Raw genomic sequence first — 22,261 nt, 5'->3', positions numbered from 1 at the left:
CGCCCGCACCTCGGCAATGCCCACGCCAGGGAGGTGTACGAGCGGGGCCGTCCGCTGCTGCGGTCAGCCTGACCCGGGAACGACGAGACCCCCCCGCTAGCTCCTCGAGGGCACCGTTGCCGCTGCCGGGACGCACCCCAGCCGGCCCGCGACCGGGGGGATGAACCCGAGGAGTCCTCCGCCTTGTCGGAGCCGGGATCTGCGCCAAGCCGCGTACGCGGCAGCCTGCTCATCCGTCAAAAACTCGACCGACTGCGGCAGATGGTCTTCGAGGAACGGCCCCTGACCGCATGGAGGCTTCGGAGGGTCTCCAACGCCTCCGCGCGCAGCCGGTCCGGGGCGACAGCGTCGGTGCGCATGGGCTCCGGATCGGTCTGCAGGCCGAGAGCGCGCATGCTCCGTCGATGAACGCGCAGGGCACCGGTGCTGTCGAGGGTTCGTGTGCCGCTTACTGCCAAGCCCTCGGCACCCGGCGGGTTTCGACACGCAGGTGGCCATGACCCCCAATCAGGTGATTAGCGGTCAAGGTAATGTTCCCTGTGGGGTGTCAATCACCCTGAAGGGGGACGCAGAGTATGGAACTGGCCGCAGAGATAGCCGCGTACCGAGCGGGTTCCGGCGATCCCAGACGCCTGGTGGGCGAGTTCCGGCGGACTGTGCTGCTCGCTCCCTTGGCCGAGGGTGCCGCGGACGCCGACGGCGGGTTGATGTCAGCCGTCTCGGGCGGGATCCGCTGGTTCTATGCGTTCACGGACGAGGATGCGCTGGCCCGGTTCGCCGAGGCCCGCGGGGAAGCCGGCCGCGAGTGGCCTTACCTGGCGATCCTGGGGGCGCGTCTGGTCGATGCGGTCGTCCCGGAGGTGGACGGCCCGGCCGGGGTTGCCGTGAACGTGGCCGATGCGGACGGGTCGATGCTGTTCCCGCCCGTCGCCGGGATCGTCCCCGACGCATGCGCGGTGGACATCGAAACCGAGACCGAATCCGCGGAGGTGGCCTGATGGCCGGCGATGGTGACCTTGAGGTATCCCCGCAAGCGGTTGCCGCGATCCAGAAGGGTCTGCGGGCAGCGATATCGGAGCTGCGCGAGTCGGGGGATGCGGCCGGGGCCTCGCAGGGGGCGGGGTTCGAGAACCTGTCGATGACCGCGATGGAGACCGGGCACGGGGCGTTGTCGAAGGACTTCGAGGACTTCTGCGAGCGCTGGGAGTGGGGCGTGCGCAGCCTGATCCAGAACGCCTCCGCCCTCGCCGGCAATCTCGGCATCGCCGCCGGGACGGTGTGGGAGGAGGAGCAGTACATCCATGGCACGTTCAAGGTGGCGGTGAACGCGGCGTACGGGAATCCGCACGCCAGTGAGGACGAGATCGAGAAGAAGTCCTGGGGGGACATCTTCAGCGCGGACGTCTACAAGCCGGACTACAGCGCCGAGTCCTTCGAGAAGAGCGGTCAGGACATCAAGCAGACCTGGTCCGACACCAAGGACACGGTGACCTCGTCGGGGAGGATCGGGTCGCTGAAGGACCTGCTGGAGCAGACGAAGGGCAACGGGGGCGGTAACTGATGGGCTGGCGGGATGTCATACCGGACTCGATCGAGGACAAGGTCGAGAAGGGGGTCGAGAAGGTCGGTGACTTCGTCGAGTGGAGCGGTGGCAAGGCCGCCGACCTCGCCGACGAGGTCGGGCTGGACGAGGCCGGCGACTGGATCCGCGACAAGTCCCGCTCGGCAGCCAACCAGCTCGGCGCGGACGTCTCGGAGCTGGAGCTCGGCCAGACCGAGGACCCCAAGAAGCTGGTCTACGGCAGCGTCTCCAAGATCCGCGAGCAGGTGTCGCACCTGAACGACTTCAAGGCGGCCTTCGAGTCGGTCGGCAACGGTCTGAAGACCATGACCCAGCCCGAGGGCCTGCAGGGCAAGACGGCGGACACGTTCCGCGAGAAGGTGGCCAAGGAGCCGCCGCGCTGGTTCAAGGCCGCCGACGCCTTCGGCAAGGCCGCCGATGCGATGAATCGTTTCGCCGACACGGTGGAATGGGCGCAGGGCAAGGCCAAGGAGGCCTTGGACGACTACAACAAGGCCAAGAAGGCCTCCGAGGACGCCCGCGGCGCGCACAACAAGCTCGTCAGGGAGTACAAGGAAGCCTACGAGGCGAAGAAGGAGCACCTGCCGCCCCGCCCGTCCGACGACTTCCACGATCCGGGCAAGGCCATGGCGCACGCCGCGCAGGAGAAGCTCGAAAGCGCCCGCAAGCAGCGCAACGAGGTCGCCGAAACGACCGCCGCGGCGGTCCGGGCCGCCCGGGACGCCGCCCCGCCCAAGCCCTCGTACACCCAGCAGCTCGGTGATGCCGAGGAGTACTTCGTACTCGCCGGCACGCACCTCCTCGGCGGCGTCGTCAAGGGCACGGCAGGCATGGTCAACTTCGCCCGCGCGCTCAACCCGCTCGACCTCTATAACCTCTCGCACCCCGCCGAGTACGTCACGAACCTGAACTCCACGGCCGCAGGCCTGGTCACCATGGCCAACGATCCGTGGGGCGCGGGCAAGCAGATGCTCGACGAGTTCATGAAGGACCCCTCCGAAGGCATCGGCAAACTCATCCCCGAACTCATCGGCTCCAAGGGTGCCGGCGCCTTCAAAAAGCTCAGCTCCACCGCCAAGCACGTGGACGAAGCCGCCGAGGCCGCACGGGCGCGCAAGCTTGCAGACGACGCGCCCGAGGGCACCCACGACACCCCGGACGGCGACCGAAAAGCTGGCGGCGACCCGGTGGACCTCGCCACGGGGCGGATGTTCCTGCCCCAGACCGACATCGAACTGCCGGGCATCCTGCCGCTGGTGTTCACCCGCCGCACCGAGTCCGGCTGCGCGGTCGGCCGCTTCCTGGGCCGCGCCTGGACGTCCACCGTCGATGAGCGCCTGGAGATCGACGCGGTCGGGATCGTCCACGTCACCGCCGAGGGACTGCTGATCCCGTACGCGCACCCGGTCCCCGGCGTGTCCACCCGGCCGGAGAGGGGAAGGGGCCGCACCCTGCTGGCCCGCGAGGGCAACGGCGACTACACGGTCACCGACCCGGACAGCGGGCTCGTCTTCCACTTCACCGCCCCGTTCGGCAGCGAACCGGGCGGCGACGGTGAAGCCTGGCTGTCCCGCATCAGCGAACGCAACGGTCACAGCATCACCATCGACCGCGACACGGACGGTCTGCCGTCGGCCCTCGTCCATTCGGCGGGCCACCACGTGAAGGTGTCGGTCGCCGACGGCCTGGTGACGGCCCTGTCCCTGGCCGGAGCCGGCGAGGGCGGCGCGGACCTGCCCCTGATGGGCTACGGGTACGAGGACGGCGACCTCACCGCGGTCACCAAGCCGTCAGGCGCCACCACCACCTTCGAGTACGACGACCGCAGCCGTGTCACCGCATGGATCGACTCCAACGGGAGCCGCTACGACTACGTCTACGACGACCGCGACCGCGTCGTCGCGGAGGGCGGCGAGGCAGGCCACGTCCAGCTCACCCTGGCGTACACCGACCCGGATCCGGAGACCGGCCACCACACCACCACGCTCACCACCGCCGACGGGCACGCGACGCGCCACGTGTTCGGCCCCGGCTGCCGTCTCCTGGCCGTCACTGATCCACTCGGCCACACCACCCGCTTCACCTACGACCCGCGCGGCAACCTGCTCACCCGTACCGACCCGCTCGGCCTCACCACCGTCTTCTCCTACGACGAGGGCGGCCGGCTCGTGCGCGCCGTCCGCCCCGACGGGAGTGAACTGCGCACCGTACGCGGTCGATTCGGCCTGCCTGTGGAAGTCTTCGGGCCGGACGGCTCCCGCATGCTCCACGAATACGACGAGCGCGGCAACCGCACATCGGTCACCGACCCGGCCGGCTTCATCACCCGCTACACGTACGACCATGCCGGTCGCATGACCTCGCTCACCGACGCCGAAGGGGCCACGACCCGGGTCGTGTGCGATGCGGCGGGGCTGCCGGTGGAGGTGACCGACCCGGCCGGCGCCGTCACCCGCACCGAGCGGGACGCCCTCGGCAGGCCGGTCCGCATCACCGACCCCGTGGGCGGCGTCACGAGCCTGCAGTGGCACCCCGACGGGCAGCTCGCCCGACGTACCGGACCCGACGGCGCCACCGAGTCGTGGACGTACGACGGCGAGGGCAACCTCCTCACCCGCACCGACGCGGCCGGGGGCATCACCCGCTTCGAGTACACGCACTTCGACCTGCCGACTTCCCGCACCGGCCCCGACGGTGCACGCTACGAGTTCGAGCACGACACCGCCCTGCGCCTCACCCGCGTCACCAACCCGCAGGGGCTGGTCTGGACCTACGAGTACGACGCCGCCGACAACCTGGTCTCCGAGACCGATTTCGACGGCCGCACCCTGACCTACCGTGTGGACGCCGCAGGCCAGCTTGCCGCCCGCGTCGACGCACTCGGAGGGACCATCGCGTTCGAGCGCGACGAGCTCGGCCAGGTAGTCGTCAAGGACGTCGACGGCCACATCACCACCTATGGATACGACGGAGCCGGACGCCTGCTGGAGGCAGTCGGTCCGGACAGCGAACTCCGGTATCAGTACGACCGCCGGGGCAAGGTGAAGACAGAGCTGGTTGACGGCCGTCCCGTAACGCACTCCTACGACGCCCTCGGTCGCCGTACGCGCCGCACCACCCCCACCGGCCACGTCACCACCTACGCCTACGGCGCCGACGGACAGGCCCACCAAGTCACGACCGGCGGCCACCGCGTCGATTTCACCCACGATGCCGCCGGCCGCGAGGTGACCCGCCTCTTCGGCGACGCGATATCCGTGACCTCCGCCTGGGACGAAGCCGGACGACTCGCGGAGCAGCACATCACCGCCGCAGGGCGCGCCGTCAACAGCCGGGCGTACGCCTACCGTGCCGACGGTCATCTCATATCCGTCGAGGACCGGCTGTCGGGCATCTCCTCATTCGACCTCGACCGTGTCGGCCGCGTCACCGCCGTCCACGCGCAAGGGTGGACGGAGCGATACGCCTACGACGACGCCGGCAACCAAACGTTGGCCTCCTGGGACGCCGGACACCCTGGCGGCGAGGCCACCGGACCGCGCACCTACACCGGCACAGCCATCACCCGCGCCGGCGGCGTCCGCTTCGAGCACGACCCCCTCGGCCGAATCGTTCTTCGGCAGAAGACGCGGCTCTCACGCAAGCCCGACACCTGGCGCTACGCCTGGGACACCGAAAACCGCCTCACCTCCGTCACCACTCCCGACGGGACCCGCTGGCGCTACCGCTACGACCCACTCGGCCGCCGCACCGCGAAGCAGCGCCTGGCGACCGACGGCGAGAGCGTCCTCGAGGAGGTCCGCTTCACCTGGGACGGGCCGACCCTGTGCGAACAGAGCAACCATCACCCGGATCTCCCGCACACGGTCGCCCTCACCTGGGACCACCACGCTGATGTCCCTCTGGCCCAGACCGAGCGCATCCTCACGCCCGACGCACGACAGGAGGAAATCGATCGGCGCTTCTTCGCCATCGCCACCGATCTCGTCGGCACCCCCACGGAACTGATCGACGAGTCAGGCGACATCGCCTGGCGTAGCCGGAGCACCCTCTGGGGTACCACCGCCTGGGCCCGCGACAGCAGCACCTACACACCCCTCCGCTTCCCCGGCCAGTACTACGACCCTGAGACCGGCCTCCATTACAATTACTTCCGCCACTACGACCCCGAAACGGCCCGCTATCTCACGCTCGACCCGTTGGGACTCGGCCCGGCACCCAACCCCGCCACCTACGTCGATAATCCCCACTCGTGGGCCGACCCCTTGGGGCTTTCACCGTGCCCACGAGGCGCGTGGGCGGACAAGGCAGACTTCTCCAGCCAGAAGGTGATGAGCAAGAAGTTCGACGCTCATGCGGGGGATTTCCTCGACAACCCGGGGAACCGCAGCAAGGTCAACATGCAGCGGTTCGAAGATGCCATGCGTGAACACATGACAGCAGACGGAACAAAGATCTACCGTTTCGACTACAGAAATCAGGGGCCAGCGGTCGGATTCATCGATCCGGCATCCCAGAAGATGGTGATGCTGCGCGCCGATGGTAAGTTCTGGTCGGCCTGGAAACTGGGTGACAAACAGTTCCAAGGAATCATCGACAAAGGGTTTCTGTGGTGACCAATTCAGAACACGACGACGCGTCGGACTTGCAGTCGGTGCTCGGCTCGAACGGCGCCTTCGCCCCGTCCTGGCTGCGCGACAAATCGGTGATCCCGGTGCCAGCGGGTGCACAGCTCGATGCAGCACTGGCCCGTCGGATCGCGGCCGGATGCCACGCGGTCGGGGCACCTTATGTTCTTGCGACGAAACTCGCCCACGGACCCGGCGCGCTCGTCGGCACGACGTCCCGGCTGTCAACCGACGCCACGGGCACGGACATCCATCCGCCGTTCATGCTGCGCACGCCCGACCTGCAAGGAGCCGTCTTCTTTCCCCAATCCGGCTACGCATTGATCGCGGGAACCGCCGCGTTCATGGCGGCGGCGGTCGCGGAAGGGCCCGATACGGCGCGCGCCCGCTTCGGCCGTTATGCGCGCGCCCTCTCGGACCGTCACCCCGCGCTGTCGGTCGTGGCAGCCGAATACGAGCCCCAGCACCGGGCATGGTCCCACCTCGACGACATCGACCCCGCGAGTGCCGCCGCGCGGCAAGTGGCGCTGCTGGACGCGTTCACGGACGGAACCTGCGGCGCACCGGACTTCGCACACGGCTGGTGGGAAGCCCGTCGCGCTTCCCAGGCAAGTGGCGAACGCGTCCAGGGGGCACTCGGCGATTTCTTCGACCAGGTATTCATGATCCTCGAGGACTACTCGGTCGATCCCGAATTTGCCGAACCTGGGGATCTCGACGATGCCGGACTCGAGGCCGCCGTGCGCACGGCGTGGAACGCCTTCCGGCAGCAGTGAACGCACCCTGACCGACACACGGAATGCACCGGGAACTCCGGCTGGGCTGGGAGCTCGCCTGCGTCTTCGGTGACGCAAGCGCAGTGCCCCTGCGACGAGGTCGGACGGCGCTCAGCTCATCACCGCCGGAGCGCAGCACCGTCGACAGCTGCGCGTACCGCTACCGCGCCGACGGTTATCTCATATCGGTCTAGGACTGGCTGTCGGGCACGCGCACAGTGGATCTCGACTGTTCCAGCCAGGTCACCGCCGCCCTCGCACGACGAGGCTGACAGCCAGACCTCAGCCTCGTGGCCCGCCGACGACCCCGGCGGCGAGGCCACCGGATCACGCACCTACACCGGCACCACCGTCACCCGCGCCGATGCGAGCACGACGCCCTCGGCAGGTCGGCCTGCAGCAGAACGAGCACCGCCTACGCCCCGATCCGCTTCCCCGGCCAGCACTTCGACTCCGAGACGGGGGCTGCACTACAACCCCTTCCGCTACTACGACCCGGAATCGGGACGTTACGCGTCCTCGGACCCTCTGGGACTGTCGCCAGCGCCGAATCCCACGGCGTACGTCAGCAATCCGCGCAAATCCGTTCCTCGGAGAAACTGGAGAATTGGCCGTGCTCGGCATCGAATTCCTCGCCACCTTCATCAGCACCGGGCGCCCGCACGGCATGGGCATCGGCATCGGCATCGGCATCGGCATCGGCATCGGCATCGGCATCGGTTCCACCCTCGACGAGGTCGACCGCGCCCTACAGCACCGCTGCGTCGATGTCGTCGGCGAGGGCGGCACCTCGCTGCGCCGCGACTACGGGTTCGTGGAGTTCTACTTCAACCCCGGGGAGCAGTGGGTCATGTCCGGCGGCTCAATCGAACTGCACCGCCTCGCGAACGCACCCGAGCTGGCGGCTCGATGGGGCGGGAGCACCGGCGTCGAGTTCAGCCGGTACACCGCCTGGGCAGACGTACGGGAAGCGCTCTCCGACGTCCCTTCGGTCCCGGAGTTCACCGTCACCGACCAGGGCGGCTTCCTGGAGTACCGGGCAGAGGCGTCCTGTGTTTCCGTCCTCGTTGTGGACGACGAGGAGGAGGAAAGGGGCTACCACGCGGGACACGGGGACGTGTGGAGCGTCAGCCTGTGGGCGCCCGTACGGGCGAACTAACGCCGGCGCCCCCGCCAGGCGAAGGTGCCCGTGTCGGCCGAGCGGCGCGGGCACCTGCCCTCCCCGTTTGGTGAGCTCGTGGGCCAGGTCGGTGGCGTTGTCCCCTATTGGCGCGGTGGTCTCGGTGGCGACGTCGGGTCCTGGTGAGACGGTCGGTTTAGACCGTGTCCTATGTGGTGAGGCGGTCGTTGAGGTTGTCATGGGGCGGGGTACGTGGAGTTGGATTGTTCCGGACGGGTTGTGGGAGATCGCGAAGCCGCTGATCCCGCCCTCTCGGGTGCGGCCTCAGGGCGGCGGGACACAGGACACACCTGATGAGACGCTGTTCGCCGCGATCATCTACGTCCTGGTCAGCGGGTGCGCCTGGCGGTCACTGCCACCATGCTTCGGGATCTCGAAGTCCACGGCCCATCGCAGGTTCCTGATCTGGTCCAGAGCCGGGGTCTGGGGCCGGCTGCACGAGGAGATCCTGCACCGTCTCGACGACGCCGACCTGCTCGACCTCTCACGCGTGGTCCTCGACTCCGCCCACGTCAGGGCGAAAAAGGGGGCGAACTCACCGGTCCAAGCCCCGTGGACCGGGGCAAGCCGGGTTCCCCCTCGTCTCGCCGACGAGACGCTGGTTCCGCGTTACCCGGGCCCGCTGCCCGGCGGAGTACGGCCCAGACTGACGGGCCGTGCGTCATTACGTCGCCTTCCGGCGCCTGCTGCACGAGGAGTTGGGCGTACCGCCCTCGGCCCTGTTCGCCCGCCTGCTCCAGTCGGGCGGCGAACGCCGGCACACGCCTTCCCCACTTCGTGATGAGCGCGCCCGGACGCTTCAGACCCGCCGTGCCGCCTCAGTCGTCGGAGCGGATGGGCCGCGGCCTCCGTGAAGAGGGCCGGCGAACATGCCGCGAGCCGGGGCAAGCCCGGTACTCCACCCAGTCGGCCAGACCTGGATCTGCAGAGGTCGCCATGCCGCGAAGTCCATGCCGACGGTGACAACTCCCCCGAGCCGGCGGATCTTCTCGCCGGTTCAGGTGCGACTGAACCGGTGGTCACGCCGGGTCCATCCCCGCCTGTGCGTGGAGCAGGCCGTCGCGTACATGCGCCGGAGTTCCGGCGTGGGTTCACCCCCGCGTGTGCGGGGAGCAGATCGCGGTCGGGATTGGCAAGCTGACCGAGCGGGGTTCATCCCCGCGTGTGCGGGGAGCAGCACCATGTACGCGGCCGCGCCCGCCACCATGCGGGTTCATCCCCGCGTGTGCGGGGAGCAGACGAGCTGTCCGGCGGCCGTCTCGATGCAGTTGGGTTCATCCCCGCGTGTGCGGGGAGCAGTCACCGCATGAGCGTCGCCATCGAAGACGCTGGGGTTCATCCCCGCGTGTGCGGGGAGCAGCGCCGCAGCGAGGCTGCGTGCTCCTGGTCGGCGGGTTCATCCCCGCGTGTGCGGGGAGCAGACGACCTGATGGCCGAGCTGTCTGTGGCGCCCGGGTTCATCCCCGCGTGTGCGGGGAGCAGAACGGCATCGAGGACATCACGATGCAGGACCTGGGTTCATCCCCGCGTGTGCGGGGAGCAGGCTCCGCGACCTGGGACTTTAGTTGAGCGACGGGCCGTTAGTAAGCACTTTCACTGAAACCGGCAATCCTGCCAAAACCGCATGCCCCGGGCGAATAGAGGCCGCGAACGCCACCAGCTACATGTGCAACGCCGTGCACTCCCGGCGTGCGTCGTGGAGGTACAGGTATTTCAGTGGGAACGATCACGGCCGCTAGACAACAGCAAGAGGTCAACACTCACGCAAGGAAAGTGAGGGGCCGGGCGCCGTGCGCGCGGTGAACGCCGCGCGGCCCTCGCCGCTGCCTCCGCCGGTCTGCGAGCAGATCGACCAGAGGCTCCGCAGGCCGTCGAGTGCGAGCTGCGCCGGACGGGATCCGGGTTCGACGACCTGCCGGACGCTGTTCCACTCCACCAGCATCCGGCCGGCCATCTTGGCTATGGGCAGGGAGCGGATCTCACGGGTGCGCAGCCGTCCCTCCGATGCGGCCGTGTACATGGCGCTGACCGCTTCGAGTACGAGCTCCCGGAAGTGGAGCAGCTCGGGCTCCTGGAGCGCCATGAGCTCGTCGAAGCGCTCCGCGCCGTTCGTCTCCCGGCGGAGCGCCAGCTGCTCTGAGCGGCACAGTGCCGCGTGCATCCACGCGGCGCGGGATCGCGCGGGAGGTCCGTCGAAGGCCATGGCCGCCTTGAGGTCCGTCATGATCTCGGCGTCCTCCACGGGAAGGCGGTCCCTGTTGAGCGCCGTGAGCACCCCGTCCACCCGGGCGTCGAGCTGCTCGCGGGAGGCGCGTACGAGACCCGGACGGCGTTTGAGGTTCTCGCGCATCTGCTGCACGTGGGGCCCGTCCTGGCGGATTTCCAGCTCGGCTCGGATCTGGGCCCAGTTGAAGTCGGTCGGCAGCTCCGCGCGCCAGTCCTCAGGCACGGCGTCGAACGCACGCTGCTCCTCCTCCTGCCAGCGGAAGCGAGGGCCGAAGAACGCCTGGGCCAAGGCGACCTTCAACGGCCCGGTCGGCAGCAGCGGAAGCGGCATTTCGGCGAAGAAGGTGAGGAGCAGCAGATCGTAGGGCGACATCCGCGGATGGAGCTGGTCGCAGGCGGCCAGGCACAGCACCTGGACGTCGGTGCCGGGCGGGTAGACCCGCCGCGTCCCTTGGCGACCTCCCAGGAACACGGGCTCAGACGGAGGAATCAGAGCGTGCGCCCGCCACGTGGCAAGGCGAGACGGCTTCAGCGTGATCCTCCGGTCACGACAGAAGCGGATGAGCTGCCGATCGGCTTCGCTCGGAGGTGTCCTCGTCATGAAGCCAGGTTAGGAATCGGCGCCTCGTGCAGCCGGGGGGTGCAGCCGCTGCAGGGAGCGGCTCATTCGGATGCGGGCCGGCCGTGGCGGGCCGGCTGCCGACGGGCCGGTGGGCAACGAGATGCCGTGGAAGCCGGCCTGCCTCCGCGGGCTCCGGATCGTTGCGGTGTGTGCGAGTTCATCTCCGGGGGCATACGGGGTCGGATTTCTGGTCCGGCAGGTATGCCGCCCGCTCCTGCGCTGTGAGGTCGCGGTTGACGGCCTGGCAGATCTTCCGGATCGCCGCGGCGGGCGAAGGCAGGGTGACGTCCCACAGCCGCGCGTTGCCGTCGGCACTTGCGGTGGCGAGGGTGTGGCCGTCGGGACTGAACGCCACCCCCTGCACGACTTCGAACTCAAGCAGGGTGGCGCGGGGCTTGCGAGTGGGCACGTCCCACAGCACCACGGTTCCGTCGCTGCCGCCGCTGGCGAGAGAGCGCCGGTCGGGGCTGAACGCCACGGCGGGTACCGACCCGTGATGTTTGGTGAGGGTGGCCAGGCTCTTGCCGCCGTTCGCGTCCCACAGGCGTACCGAGGAGTCCTCGCTCCCCGTGGCCAGGGTTCGCCCGTCGGGGCTGAACGCCACTGCGTACACCGCTCCGCTGTGCCCCTTGAGAACGGGACCGGGGGCACCTGTGGCAGCATCGTACAAGTGTGCGGAGTTGTCCGTGTCGGTCACTGCCAGCTTCTTTCCGTCGGGACTGTAGGCCACTGCGATCACCGCGGTGCTGGCGATCTTCAGAGGTGCACGGATCTCCTTGCCGGTGGCCGCATCCCACTGCCGTACGCGGTTTCCGCCACCGGTGACGATGCGTCCGTCCTTGCTGACGGCCACTGCCTCGACCGGTCCCGTATTCGCCGAGATGACGATCTTCCTCGTGCGGGTTCGCACGTCCCACAGCTCGGCCTTGCCGTCCATGCTGCCGGTGGCGAGGGTGCGTCCATCGGGGGTGAACGCCACCGCTCGCACTGCGCCGCTGGCCTTGAGTGGGGCCTGGCTCGTGTGCTTGGTCACGTCCCACAAGCGGACGGTGCCGTCGAGGCTGCCGGTGGCGAGGGTTCGGCCGGACGGGCTGAACGCCACCCTCCAGACCTTGTCGGTGTGCTCGCTCAACGTCGCCCGATTCTGTCCGTCGGCCACGTCCCACAGACGCACGGTGGCGTCGCTGCCCGTCGCGAGCGTATGGCCGTCGGGGCTGAACGCCACCGACCAGACGGTGTCGGTGTGACCCGGCAGGACGGCAAGGGTCCGGCCGAATTCATCGGACAGCACTGCCGTGCCACCCTGGAGGCCCGTGGCGAGCGCACGGTCGTCCGGGCTCAACGCCACCGATTCCGTGATGTCGTCCAAGTAGCCCCGCGGGGGGCTGTTGCGCTCTTTGCCCGTGTCGAGGTCCCACACCCGCACGCCGGTGTCCGTGTTGTTCGATGTGACGAGTTTCCGGTTGTCGGAGTCGAACGCCAGGGAGTGCACCTCGCCGGGCTGCCTCAGCGGGCCTGCGTGTTGCTTGCCGGTTGCCGCGTCCCACACGCGCACCGAGTGGTCGAGACTGCCGGTCGCGACGAAGCGCCCGTCCCGGCTGAACACCGCGGACCACACGGGGCCGGTGTGCCCCTCCAGCTCGGCCCGGGGCTTGCCGGTCCCAAGGTCCCAGAGGCGGGCGGTCGCGTCGTCGCCGGCGGTGGCGAGAGTACGGGTACGGTGGTCGGGGTTGAAGACCACGGACCGCACGGCGGCGCCGTGGTCTTGCAGGATGCGGCGGGGCGCGCCGGTGTGCGCGTCCCACAGGCGGACGGCACCGTCGAGGGCGCCGGTGGCGAGGGTGTGGCCGTCGGGGCTGAAGGCCACGGACATCACCGGAGCGGTGTGTCCCTTGAGGACGGGGCCGGGCCTGCCGGTGTGCGTGTCCCACAGGCGCACCGTCCGGTCGAGGCTGCTGCTGGCGAGAGTGGAGCCGTCAGGACTGAACGTCACCTTGGTCACCCGGTCGCCGTGGCCGGACAGGCTGCGCCGCAGCGGAATCGCAGCGGCGTTCTGCAGGCTGTGGGCCGCTTCGGACGTGGGGCTGGTGCGGTAGGCCTGCACGGCGAGCAGCGAGGCCACGGTGGGATTGGTATCCAAAAGGGTGTCGGACTCACCGGCGAGCTGGCGGGACAGGGCTTCCCGCCGCTGTGCCTCGGCGGTCCGCCACTGCCAGAAGGCACCGGCCCCCGCGATGAGTGCGATGACGAGCAAGCCGGCCAGGATCGCGTTGAGGCGCCGACTGCGGCGGATGGCAGCCTGCTGGCGCTGCTCGCCGGCGGTGAGGAACTCGACGATGTCGGCGGGCAGACGGCCCCGCCGGGACCACAATGCGAGCCCCTCGGCAAGCGCCGTTCCCGTCAGCAGGTCCTCCTCATTCCTTCCCTCCGCCCAGCGAGCCTGCTGTTCGCTGACCCGTACGAACCATTCCTGAAACTGGCGGTCCTCGCTGACCCACTTGCGCAGGGTTCCCCAGTCCCGGATGAGCGCGTCGTGAATGAGCTCCGCCACCGGCTGTGCCGAGGGCACTTCCGGCGTGTGCGTGGTGATGATCCGATGCCGGGTCAAGGCCGCAAGGACGGTGTCGAAGGCACTGCTGTCCTCTGGCCCGCTGTCTGGGCCGGCCGCGAGGTCTCTCAGGTCCGTCAGTCGGACCTGTGCCCGGATCTCGGGGATGTTGCGGCGGAGGTCGGCAGGGCGCACGAGCGAGGTCAGCATGCGCTGGGCGACGGGCAGGCTACCCGGAGGCAGTTGATCCAGAGCGGTGTCGCACCACATGGTCAGGCTCCCCGTCACTCCGCCGATGCGCCGGTAGGCGTCGTGCGTGAGGAAGCCGTCACGGAGCCGTCGCCACAGCTCGCTCAGCGTCAGTTCCAGCAGGGGCAGCACCGTGACCGGGGCCCTGCGGCTGCGCACCCCCTCCGGGGAGGTCGCCAGGACATCGGTGACGATCTGCTCCGCAAGCCCGCTTTCGAAGCGGGCGCCCACGCTGTGGGCAGGCAGCGTGATGATGTCGTGCAGGTCGTCCTCGCTCAGGGTGCCCGGCACGTTGAGAAGGCCCGGCATCGCCGCCTCCAGCAACGCGCGGGCGCGGGCGGCGAGCTGCGGGTAGAAGTCGTCGCGCATGACCAGGATCACGCTCAGGGCGGCGTGCGAGGTGATCGCAGCCGTAAGCCGGTCCGCGGCGGCGAGGCTGCTTTCCTGTGGGGTGAGGAACTCCTCGAACTGGTCGATGACGAGGACGACGCGTCGGCAGTCGGTCTCGGCCATGAGCCTGCGGGTCACGGCCTCGGGGATCCCGTCCGTGGCGGCCCCTGGCAGGCCCGCGCGCTCGATTTCGGCGAGCAGGTCATCCCCCGGCCGGAGCACCACGGGCAGCCACCGGTCACTGCCCGCCAGTTCGCCCGCTGCCAGTGCGGGCAGGACCCCGGCCTGGACCAGGGAGGACTTGCCCGAGCCGGACGGGCCGAGCAGCAGGATCACGCGCTGCTGTTCGGCCAGATGCGCAAGAACCTGGCGCACGGCGTCCTTGCGACCCTCGAACCACTGAGCCTGGTCCGCGGTGAAGGGCTCCAAGCCCCGGTAAGGGCAGACGTCCTGAACGGTCAGGTCGGGCCAGATCCCCCGGAGCACATCCACGGGGGTGGCGTAGGCGATGTTCTGGCCCCTCTCGTGGGCGTCGGGCTCGATGATCTCGCTGAGCATGCCGATGACCAGGCGGGTCACCTGGTCGACGACCGGGCCACCGCTGAATCCGGTGGTGAGGTCGTTGGCGCCGGTCAGCTGGAGGTGCTCCCCCCGGTTCTCCGTCGCCGGCAGAAGGTCTCCCGCTTTGGCGTACCCGAAGTGCCCGCCCGACGCAGCCTGTCCGGGAAAGCCGAAGGAGCGCACCCCGTGGCCGCTGGAGCCCGCGGCGGACCCCAGCGGCGGGACATGTGTGCCGGGCACGACGGCGTCAAGGCGCACCACGGCGACGTCTTCGGACTCGGCATCCCGCCACGGCTCCTCCAGGACGGTCCCCTCGACCGCGCGTGCGCCGTCCACGTACGGGAAGACCAGCCGTACTCTGCTCCCGGGCTCACTGCCGGCGGCGCGTACGACGTGTGCACAGGTGACGAGGACGTCGTCGGCGACCAGGAAGCCGGCCCCGCACACCTCGTCGTGCTCTCCGAGGAGCTGGGCCAGGGCCCTGAGGGTGGCGTCCACCGGGTCAGGCGTCCTTCTTGTGCCAGCTCATGGTCACCTTCAGGTGGCAGTTGGCGCTGCCCTTCGTGATCACGGCCCCGGCCGTGACGGCGAGGTCGACGCCGAACTCGACCGTGACCGCCTCGGGGCCCGCCTTGCGCAACTGGTCGAGTGTGGCGCTCGCCGCATCGGTGACCGACACGAGCGCTGCCTGCAGGTTGCCCGGGAGCTCCTGGATGGCGTCGCCGAGGCGCCCGGCCTTCACCGGTCCCCCCGTTCCGGGCGGAGCCTCGACCAGGATGGAGCCGCCGTCCGCCAACGGAATCCGAGCCAGATGCGTCATGGCTCCTCCTTACCGCGAGGCATACGCAGGACGGCGGACATCGGGTGGGCAGGCAGGTGTATTCAACCGACCAGCCCATGCCCGGGACCCGGCCGTGCCGGGCTCCACGTGGACGCCGGCCTGCGGCCTCGTGGCGCCCCAGCGCGGTCAGGACACGGGCACCCTGCCCGGCGCAATCCAAGTACGCGGAGCCGGGGCCCGGCGGATATAGTGGGGGTACCAAGTTACTCAGGCGCGGAAGGCCCTCCACCACGGTGGAGGGCCTTCTGTCTTGTCCGGGTCCGGTCCGCGCCCGGGTCCCGCTCCGTGCCTGCGCTCAGGCGACCTGGAGCTTGGGGCGGCCCGTCGGGGCCGGCGGGGCCTGGTGGTAGGTCGGCAGCTTCAGGTTGGGAAGCTCGCCTCCCTGGATGCGGACGAGCGCCGCGCGGAACGCCGCCTCCATGGCCTCGGGGCTTTCGTACTTCGCCGCGAGCGGATGGAGCCGGTAGGAGTTGCCGTTGCGCTCCTCGCTGCGCGGCCTGAGCACGATGTTCAGGTCGCACAGCGGCGCCATGAGCCCGCTGACGGCCTGCGGCGTGACCCCGTACTCGGCCGCCATGTCCTTCTGCCGTACCGGCAGGGCTCCCCCGAAGTCGCTGCGGGAGACGAGGTACTGGAGGAACTTGACGGCGGACCCTGACAGCGGCAGGGCCCAGATGCGCTCCGCGACGATCGGAGACATGACGTTAGCCATGGGACAGCCTTCCTCGAGAGCGGTCGCCCGTGCAGGGGCCTGGCAGCACTATCACCCGGTACGTCTCCTTCCGCGAACCTCGGTCTCGGTCCCGAAGTCGAGGTCCAGCTCCTCCTGATGGGCGCCCTCGGGGCCCACCGCGTACGGGAACGCTTCGACGTCGTTGTCATGCCGGTCGGCGATCTCCGCGAGCACCTCGTGCTGGGCCGTGCTGTTTCCGTGGAACCACAGACGCACGTTGATCTGGATCCGGCCGTTGCCGGCCTTCTCCACCCAGTTGTAGCCGCACAGCGCCTGGACGGCACGGTTGACCGTGGAACGCGTGATCATCTTGCCGCCCTTCTGGGCGGCGATCTTGTTGAGTCCGTCGGTGATCTCCTGCTGCGTGTACTGGGTGATGCCGGTCCCCGGCACCTGCCCTCCGGCCACGAAGAGGAAGACGCACAGCTGGGACTTGGTGATGCTGTTGGCGACGGCGAGCTGCGCCAGCAGCTGGGTGAACCAGTTGCTGGCCAGGCTGTACCCGGCGCCTCCGGCCATGTCATGGACGGCTCGGGGGTCTGCCGCGTACTCGAAGTGGACCCCCTTGAGCCGACGTCGGCCACCGGGGTCGGCGACGTCGGCCACCTTCTCGCCGAGCTGCTGGCCGAGGACGGCCAGGATGTCGCCGTACTCGGCTTCGTTCCCTGCGGCGACCGGGGTGGGTACAGGACGGGGCCCGCGCTGTCGGCGACGTGCGGGCGGATCAGATGTCACAGGACCTCCTTGTTACTCAGGCGGTCCGAGACTATCCAAAAAATCAACGTGTGCTTGTCTTTTGACGCGTCGACGCGCCGCCGATGTGTCAGATCCGGGGCACTGTTCGAAGGAGGCGCTGAAAGTACACGGTACGTGAAGTTACTTTGCGGTCAAGCGCCGAAAGTACACGACTGCTTGACTTCGGTTGTCGTGATGGCAGCACATCCGGGAGGGGTCTGCGGGTGTGCACAGGCTCTGTGCACGTATCAGCCCGACGCTGTGACCTGCGATGATCCACAACCTGTTGGCATCCCGGAAAACTCAAGCGGTGCTTGAGTTTTCAGCGAAATGTGCTCGCCAGGTACACATTTCGGGAGCCCAAATGTGTCCTGGGGGACACACTCCCTCTGACAAACCCGCAGGTCAGAGGCCTAAAAACGCCGCGCCCTCTTACTAAAGAGCAACGGGACCGCCCACATCAGGCGACTCCGGCCTGCTGTGACCTCAGCCTGACCGCGGTGCCTGTGCGCGTCCGTGCAACCCACCCACGAACGGGTTGCTGCCCCTTCTCTCCCCCACTGATGCACCAGCCAACGCACGCGCACTTCACGAGTGCTGTACTTTCTGTGCGGCCTGACCACCCCCACCCCTGCCACTGCTCACAGCAACCACTGTTCGCCGTGGCCCTCATGCCCAGTGAGGGCGCCCAGCGCCCGAGGGGTGCACCGGCGACCGTCAGGGAGCCGGGGCAGGGCATGAGGGGGAGCGGGTCCAGGGCGCCCAAGCGCCTGGCGAGGGGGTCTGGGGGGCGAGTAGCCCCCCATGCCAAGGCCGGTCCAGCGCGGCCTAGGCGCTGGCGGGGTCCAGGGGCTGGCCCCTGGGATGTACGGTCCGCAGCTTGCCGCGGACAAGAACTCCGATTCGGCAGAGCGGCTTCCTGCCCGGCCTTTTGACGCCCTGCTCGCCTTGCTGAACAGCAGCGCTGGACTTGCCCGGTAAGGTCGCGGCCATGTGGGCGGGACTGGATCTGGTCGAGTGGGCGGCACGGGAACACAACTACGCGAGCGCCCACGACATACCCGGCCTGCTGCGCAGGTGCGCGGGTCCTGATCCGGACAATGCCGACGTCTCAGCACACCGCCACATCGCCCGCACTGCTCTTCGGTCTGAACCCCCTGCGTGATCATCTCCATGCTTCGGCCCCCAGTTCTTTCCAGTTGTCCGGGCCGAAGCCGTCGGCGTGGCCTGTGGTTACTCGACCGTGCGCGAGAGGGGGTCTCGGAGAAGGGATTCCGGCGTCCTCTGCCGGTCAACTAGAGGAGGCTGGCGCGCACGTGCTGCGTGAGGTTCTCAAGGACATGCCGGAGCCAAGGACTGCGGACGGCCGGCAGTCGGACCAGAGTGTGCTGGAACACTCCCGGGTCGGCCTGGAACAAGTATCCAGGGCGCGGCGTGGGCGGGTCGTCGCGGAGGACGCCGTCGGGCATCCCGCCCGACGCGGGGACGGGCAGGTGGGGTTCGGGGAAGGCGAACCACATCCACACGCCGAACGGAAGTGGCACCAGGTAGGCCGAGGTGGCCGGGCCGCCCGGGGTCCAGACCTCCCCCGTCTGTGGATGAGTCGGGACGAGGAGGATGTCAGCGTCCGCGTCGGGAGTGGGCTGTCCCGGTCCGGTCAGGACGGCGCGCAGCGCCGGTGGACCGGCGGGCAGCAGGGCGTCGAGGGAACGTTGGAACACTTCCTTGAGCAGGCCGTCCGGCATGGTCACCGGTTGGCCTTGCGAGGCCGCCAGCAGGTGGGCGAGCGCCCGGCCGGCTGCCGCCTCCCACTGCGGGCTCCATGACCAGTAGTGGTTCGTCCCCCGTTGCGATCCCCACCTGGTGACCGGCTCGAACGGCGGAGTGCCCTGCCGTTCCTCCATCAACTCTCCCCAGGAGAGCGGTGCGGGGTCGGCGCCCTCGACGGGGAGTCGGCACACGGCATCCGGGTCGAGCCATACGGCCTGCCAGAGAGAGCAGTCGTCGATCCGGCTCGCCACGGGCAGGCCGCACGCCTCGCACGCCATGTTGGGGCCGTCTGCTCCGTCAAGGCCGCAGCAATAGCCTCCGCCCTTCTCCGGGATCAGCAGGGTGCCGCGGGCGTCGCCGGGTGCGATGACGATCGCGCCGGGTGCACCGTCGGAGAGGGCGTAGACCGGTGCGTAGATGCCGCGGGCCGTTGCCTCCTCCGCATCGATCTCCTCCCACCTGCGCCATGGCGGCCCCGAGGGTTCCGGGTCCACGGCGAACGTGCCCGACTCCATGAGCACCGGAAGCTGAAGCCCGTTCCCGTACTTTTGACGGGCGTGGACCGGCAGTTCGACCTGGGAGAGCGCGGTGGTCAGCTCGGCGCCGCACCCGGCGCACACGAAAACGTACAAATGTCCTCCGCTAGTGAAACAGCAGGGCATCGTCGCAGCTCTCCGGAGGACCGGCCAACGTATTTTTCATCCGCTGCCGGCCCGGGCACGGTCACGTGCCTCCCTGAGTGGTGAACACCTGCTGCCGTTCTGACGGACAGAGGCAGTCATAACATGCGCGGGCAGACAGACCGGCCCGGTCCTGGTGGTGCGGGGCTGCTCGCGAGAGCCCGCCGAAAGGGCCCAGCCCGGGTCAAATCCAACATACGGAGGCAACTTGTGTCGGTGTGCCTCTTCGCCTTCCGCCCTGGAGGTTAGTAAGGTACCCGCATGACCGCTCCATACGATCCGGAAGTCAGGGAAAAGGTAGTCGCCAAGCTGCCTGCGTCCCTGCGGCAGGAACTCAAGGTCCGCGCAGCGCAGTTGGGCGTGGACATCCAGGACGCCGTCACCGAGGGCATCCACGCCTGGCGTGCCGATGCCTCCGCGGCGACTCCCGTGGACACCTCGGGTGCTTCCTCGTTCTCCACGTACCTGCCCACCGGCCTGTACGGCGACTTCAAGGAGGACTGCCAGGCCCGGGAGGTTCCGTACAACCAGGGCGTCGCCCAGTCGATCCGGCTGTGGCTCGACACCCATCCCTCGCCGACGGGGCGTCGGCGCCCGGCACACGAGGGCGCCCGCCGGATCGTGGTCTGCAACCAGAAGGGCGGTGTGGGCAAGAGCGCGATCAGCAACGGGCTTTCCCAGGCCCTCGCCGAGACCGGCGCCCGCGTCTGCGTCATCGACTTCGACCCACAGGGCCACCTGACCCGCCACCTGGGCGCCGAGATGCTCGGCATCAAGGAGCCCAGCCTCGCCAAGCACATGCTCGGCGAGATCGAGGGCCGGGTGCGGGAGCTCCTCGTGCCCATCGAGCACGGGGTCTTCGCCGGCCGCCTCTTCCTGCTGCCGTCCTGCAAGGACGCCTTCCTCCTCGACGCCCGGCTGGCCACCACCCGCCACGTCCGGACCAAGGAAACCGCCCTGGAGAAGGCCCTGGAGGAGCTGGAGAAGGAGTTCGACTACATCGTCGTCGACTGCCCTCCCAGCCTCGGCTACACCATGGACACCGCGCTCTACTACGCCCGGACCCGCGAGGGCGAGGCGCCGAAGACGTCCGGCATCATCGTCCCCGTCCAGGCCGAGGACACCTCCGCCGACGCGTACGACATGCTCAGCGAGCAGCTCGAAGACCTGATCGACGACCTCGACATCGAGATCGCCCAGCTCGGCTTCGTCGTGAACCTCTACGACAGTCGCAAGGGGTACGTCGTCACCTCCTCCCTGAACAGCTGGAAGGAGTTCGGGGACCCGCCGGTCATCACGGTGATCTCCGACCTCAAGGAGCAGCGCGAAGCGGTGCGCGTGAAGCTTCCGCTGCTGCACTACGCGCCCGACTGCGAGCAGTCGGAGGCGATGCGCGAGATCGCCCGGAGGATCGCGGCATGAGCAAGAGCGACCTCCTCGGCACCGGCGCTGCCTTCAGCAACGCCCGCCGCACCAGTGGCGGCCGCAGCGAGCGCGGGCGGGCCAAGGCCATCGCCCAGGGCGACCTGCCGGCGTACGAACTCATCCGCGTACCCCTGGACCAGGTCTCCCCCACCCCCCTCAACCCGCGCCGCAACTTCGGCACGGACGAAGACCTGACCCGCTTCGGCGAGGAGCTGCGGCAGGCCCAGCTCTCGGCCTGTGTGGTGGTCAGCCGCAGCGCGTACCTCGGGCTGTGGCCCGACCACGAGTCCCGGATCGGGGCGGCCTCGTACGTCCTGATCAACGGCGAGCGCCGCTTCCGCAGCGCGCTGCACGTAGGTCTGGAGGCGCTGGACTTCGTCGTACGCGACGACCTCGCCGGCTCCCGTACGGATTTCATCGACCACCTCCTCGCCGAGAACCTCGAACGCGAGGACTTCGACGTGATCGAGCGGGCCCGTGGTGTGCAGCAGCTCGTCGACACGTGCGCGGAGCAGGGCCGCGAGCACGGGGCGAAGTCGCGCGCGGCGGAGCGGCTGGGGAAGTCGCCGTCGTGGGTGACCAACCAGCTGGTGCTGCTGGAACTGCCCGAGGAGATCCAGCGGATGCTCAGCTCGGGGGAGCTGCCCGAGCGGGACGGCCGGGCTCTGGCCCGTGCGGCCAAGGACCGGCCGGGCGTGGACGCGGCCGGGCTGCTGGAGCTCCTGAAGGAGACCAAGGCACAGGAAGCCCAGGTCAAGGAGGCTCAGCGCGAAATACTGCGCAGCGCCCAGGAGTCAGCGCCGGTACGCGCGGAGCCCGCGGCGCCCGATGCCGGGGGAGTGGCGGACGGCCAGGAGCACACCCAGGCACCGGCCCGACTTTTGTCCGCGGACAAAAGTCGGGAGACCCCGAGCCCAGCCTCACCGCGTACGGAAGCACCGATTCCGGCCGATGAGCCGGCTGCCGCACCCGTGGCCGAGGCGACGGCGCCGGCACCGATCCTCGCTGAGCCCGTACAGGCGGAGCCGATGGGGGAGCGCGAGCCCGAGGGAGTCATCCCTGCGCAGGCCAGGGGAGTGGACCCCACCGCCGCCGTTCCGTGGCAGGACCCGAAGGCGGTGTGCGAGGTGATCTGGGCGAACATGTCGGCCAAGCACCGGGCTGAGCTGACCATGCTCCTGATCGAGAGCAACAGCCAGCGGAGCTAGACCCGCTGACCCGAATCGAGGGCTCCACCGCACGCGGTGGAGCCCTCGACTTTTTTTTCGGGAGCAACTTCTGCTAGGAGCACCACCCGCCCGTCTTAGCAGAACAG

13 protein-coding genes, 2 pseudogenes and 1 CRISPR repeat array are annotated in these 22,261 nt (G+C 69.0%); of the genes and pseudogenes, 9 read left to right on the top strand and 6 right to left on the bottom strand.

The features are described from left to right. Positions 1-575 precede the first annotated feature (575 nt). The 7 genes and pseudogenes from AB0B01_RS28790 to AB0B01_RS28760 all read left to right on the top strand — a co-directional run. A complete protein-coding gene (locus AB0B01_RS28790) occupies positions 576-998 on the top strand; it encodes a hypothetical protein (protein ID WP_361725208.1) in 423 nt (140 codons plus the stop codon). Further along, entirely contained in the window at positions 998-1,561 is a 564-nt protein-coding gene (locus AB0B01_RS28785; protein ID WP_361725205.1) for a hypothetical protein, read from the top strand. Before AB0B01_RS28790 ends, AB0B01_RS28785 begins: the two co-directional genes overlap by 1 nt. After that, positions 1,561-6,198, top strand: a complete 4,638-nt coding sequence (locus tag AB0B01_RS28780) for a putative T7SS-secreted protein (RefSeq protein WP_361725202.1) — start codon at positions 1,561-1,563, stop codon at positions 6,196-6,198. Before AB0B01_RS28785 ends, AB0B01_RS28780 begins: the two co-directional genes overlap by 1 nt. Next, on the top strand, positions 6,195-6,986 hold the full coding sequence (locus AB0B01_RS28775) for a hypothetical protein (RefSeq protein ID WP_361725199.1): 792 nt from the start codon (positions 6,195-6,197) through the stop codon (positions 6,984-6,986). The genes AB0B01_RS28780 and AB0B01_RS28775 overlap by 4 nt, the downstream gene beginning before the upstream one ends. Before the next feature lie 140 nt (positions 6,987-7,126). Next, a pseudogene (locus tag AB0B01_RS28770) lies at positions 7,127-7,562 on the top strand (RHS repeat-associated core domain-containing protein); the annotation flags it as partial. Positions 7,563-7,599: 37 nt separating this feature from the next. Continuing rightward, positions 7,600-8,145 carry a hypothetical protein gene (locus AB0B01_RS28765; RefSeq protein ID WP_361725196.1) on the top strand — a complete coding sequence of 182 codons (546 nt, stop codon included), beginning with the start codon at positions 7,600-7,602 and terminating at the stop codon, positions 8,143-8,145. Between the two features lie 199 nt (positions 8,146-8,344). Beyond that, a pseudogene (locus tag AB0B01_RS28760) lies at positions 8,345-8,742 on the top strand (transposase); the annotation flags it as partial. A gap of 450 nt (positions 8,743-9,192) precedes the next feature. After that, positions 9,193-9,709: direct repeats of the CRISPR family, unit length 29 nt; unit sequence GGGTTCATCCCCGCGTGTGCGGGGAGCAG. A 210-nt stretch (positions 9,710-9,919) separates the two neighbouring features. Here the strand turns inward: AB0B01_RS28760 and AB0B01_RS28755 are convergent. From AB0B01_RS28755 to AB0B01_RS28730, 6 genes are all read right to left on the bottom strand, one after another. Continuing rightward, positions 9,920-10,864 (bottom strand): hypothetical protein, encoded by a 945-nt coding sequence (locus AB0B01_RS28755; RefSeq protein WP_361725193.1) that lies wholly within the window; start codon positions 10,862-10,864, stop codon positions 9,920-9,922. A gap of 307 nt (positions 10,865-11,171) precedes the next feature. Beyond that, complete coding sequence (locus tag AB0B01_RS28750; RefSeq protein WP_361725190.1) at positions 11,172-15,260, bottom strand: trypsin-like peptidase domain-containing protein; 4,089 nt, start codon at positions 15,258-15,260, stop codon at positions 11,172-11,174. A gap of 4 nt (positions 15,261-15,264) precedes the next feature. Further along, a complete protein-coding gene (locus tag AB0B01_RS28745) occupies positions 15,265-15,582 on the bottom strand; it encodes a CU044_2847 family protein (protein WP_361725187.1) in 318 nt (105 codons plus the stop codon). A gap of 316 nt (positions 15,583-15,898) precedes the next feature. After that, positions 15,899-16,315 carry a hypothetical protein gene (locus AB0B01_RS28740; protein WP_361725184.1) on the bottom strand — a complete coding sequence of 139 codons (417 nt, stop codon included), beginning with the start codon at positions 16,313-16,315 and terminating at the stop codon, positions 15,899-15,901. A 51-nt stretch (positions 16,316-16,366) separates the two neighbouring features. Further along, the gene (locus AB0B01_RS28735; protein ID WP_361725181.1) at positions 16,367-17,071 is read right to left on the bottom strand and encodes a hypothetical protein; all 705 of its coding nucleotides are present in this window, start codon (positions 17,069-17,071) and stop codon (positions 16,367-16,369) included. A gap of 1,295 nt (positions 17,072-18,366) precedes the next feature. Next, entirely contained in the window at positions 18,367-19,473 is a 1,107-nt protein-coding gene (locus AB0B01_RS28730) for a hypothetical protein (protein WP_361725178.1), read from the bottom strand. 309 nt (positions 19,474-19,782) lie between these two features. On the opposite strand from AB0B01_RS28730, the gene AB0B01_RS28725 reads away from it, so the two are divergent. Next, complete coding sequence (locus AB0B01_RS28725; protein WP_356847237.1) at positions 19,783-20,943, top strand: ParA family protein; 1,161 nt, start codon at positions 19,783-19,785, stop codon at positions 20,941-20,943. Beyond that, positions 20,940-22,154, top strand: a complete 1,215-nt coding sequence (locus AB0B01_RS28720) for a ParB/RepB/Spo0J family partition protein (protein WP_361725175.1) — start codon at positions 20,940-20,942, stop codon at positions 22,152-22,154. The genes AB0B01_RS28725 and AB0B01_RS28720 overlap by 4 nt, the downstream gene beginning before the upstream one ends. The last annotated feature ends 107 nt before the right edge of the window (positions 22,155-22,261 follow it).

It is taken from the genome of Streptomyces sp. NPDC044571 (assembly GCF_040647115.1).
Classification (GTDB): domain Bacteria; phylum Actinomycetota; class Actinomycetes; order Streptomycetales; family Streptomycetaceae; genus Streptomyces.
This window is presented reverse-complemented; position numbering and strand designations above follow the sequence as displayed.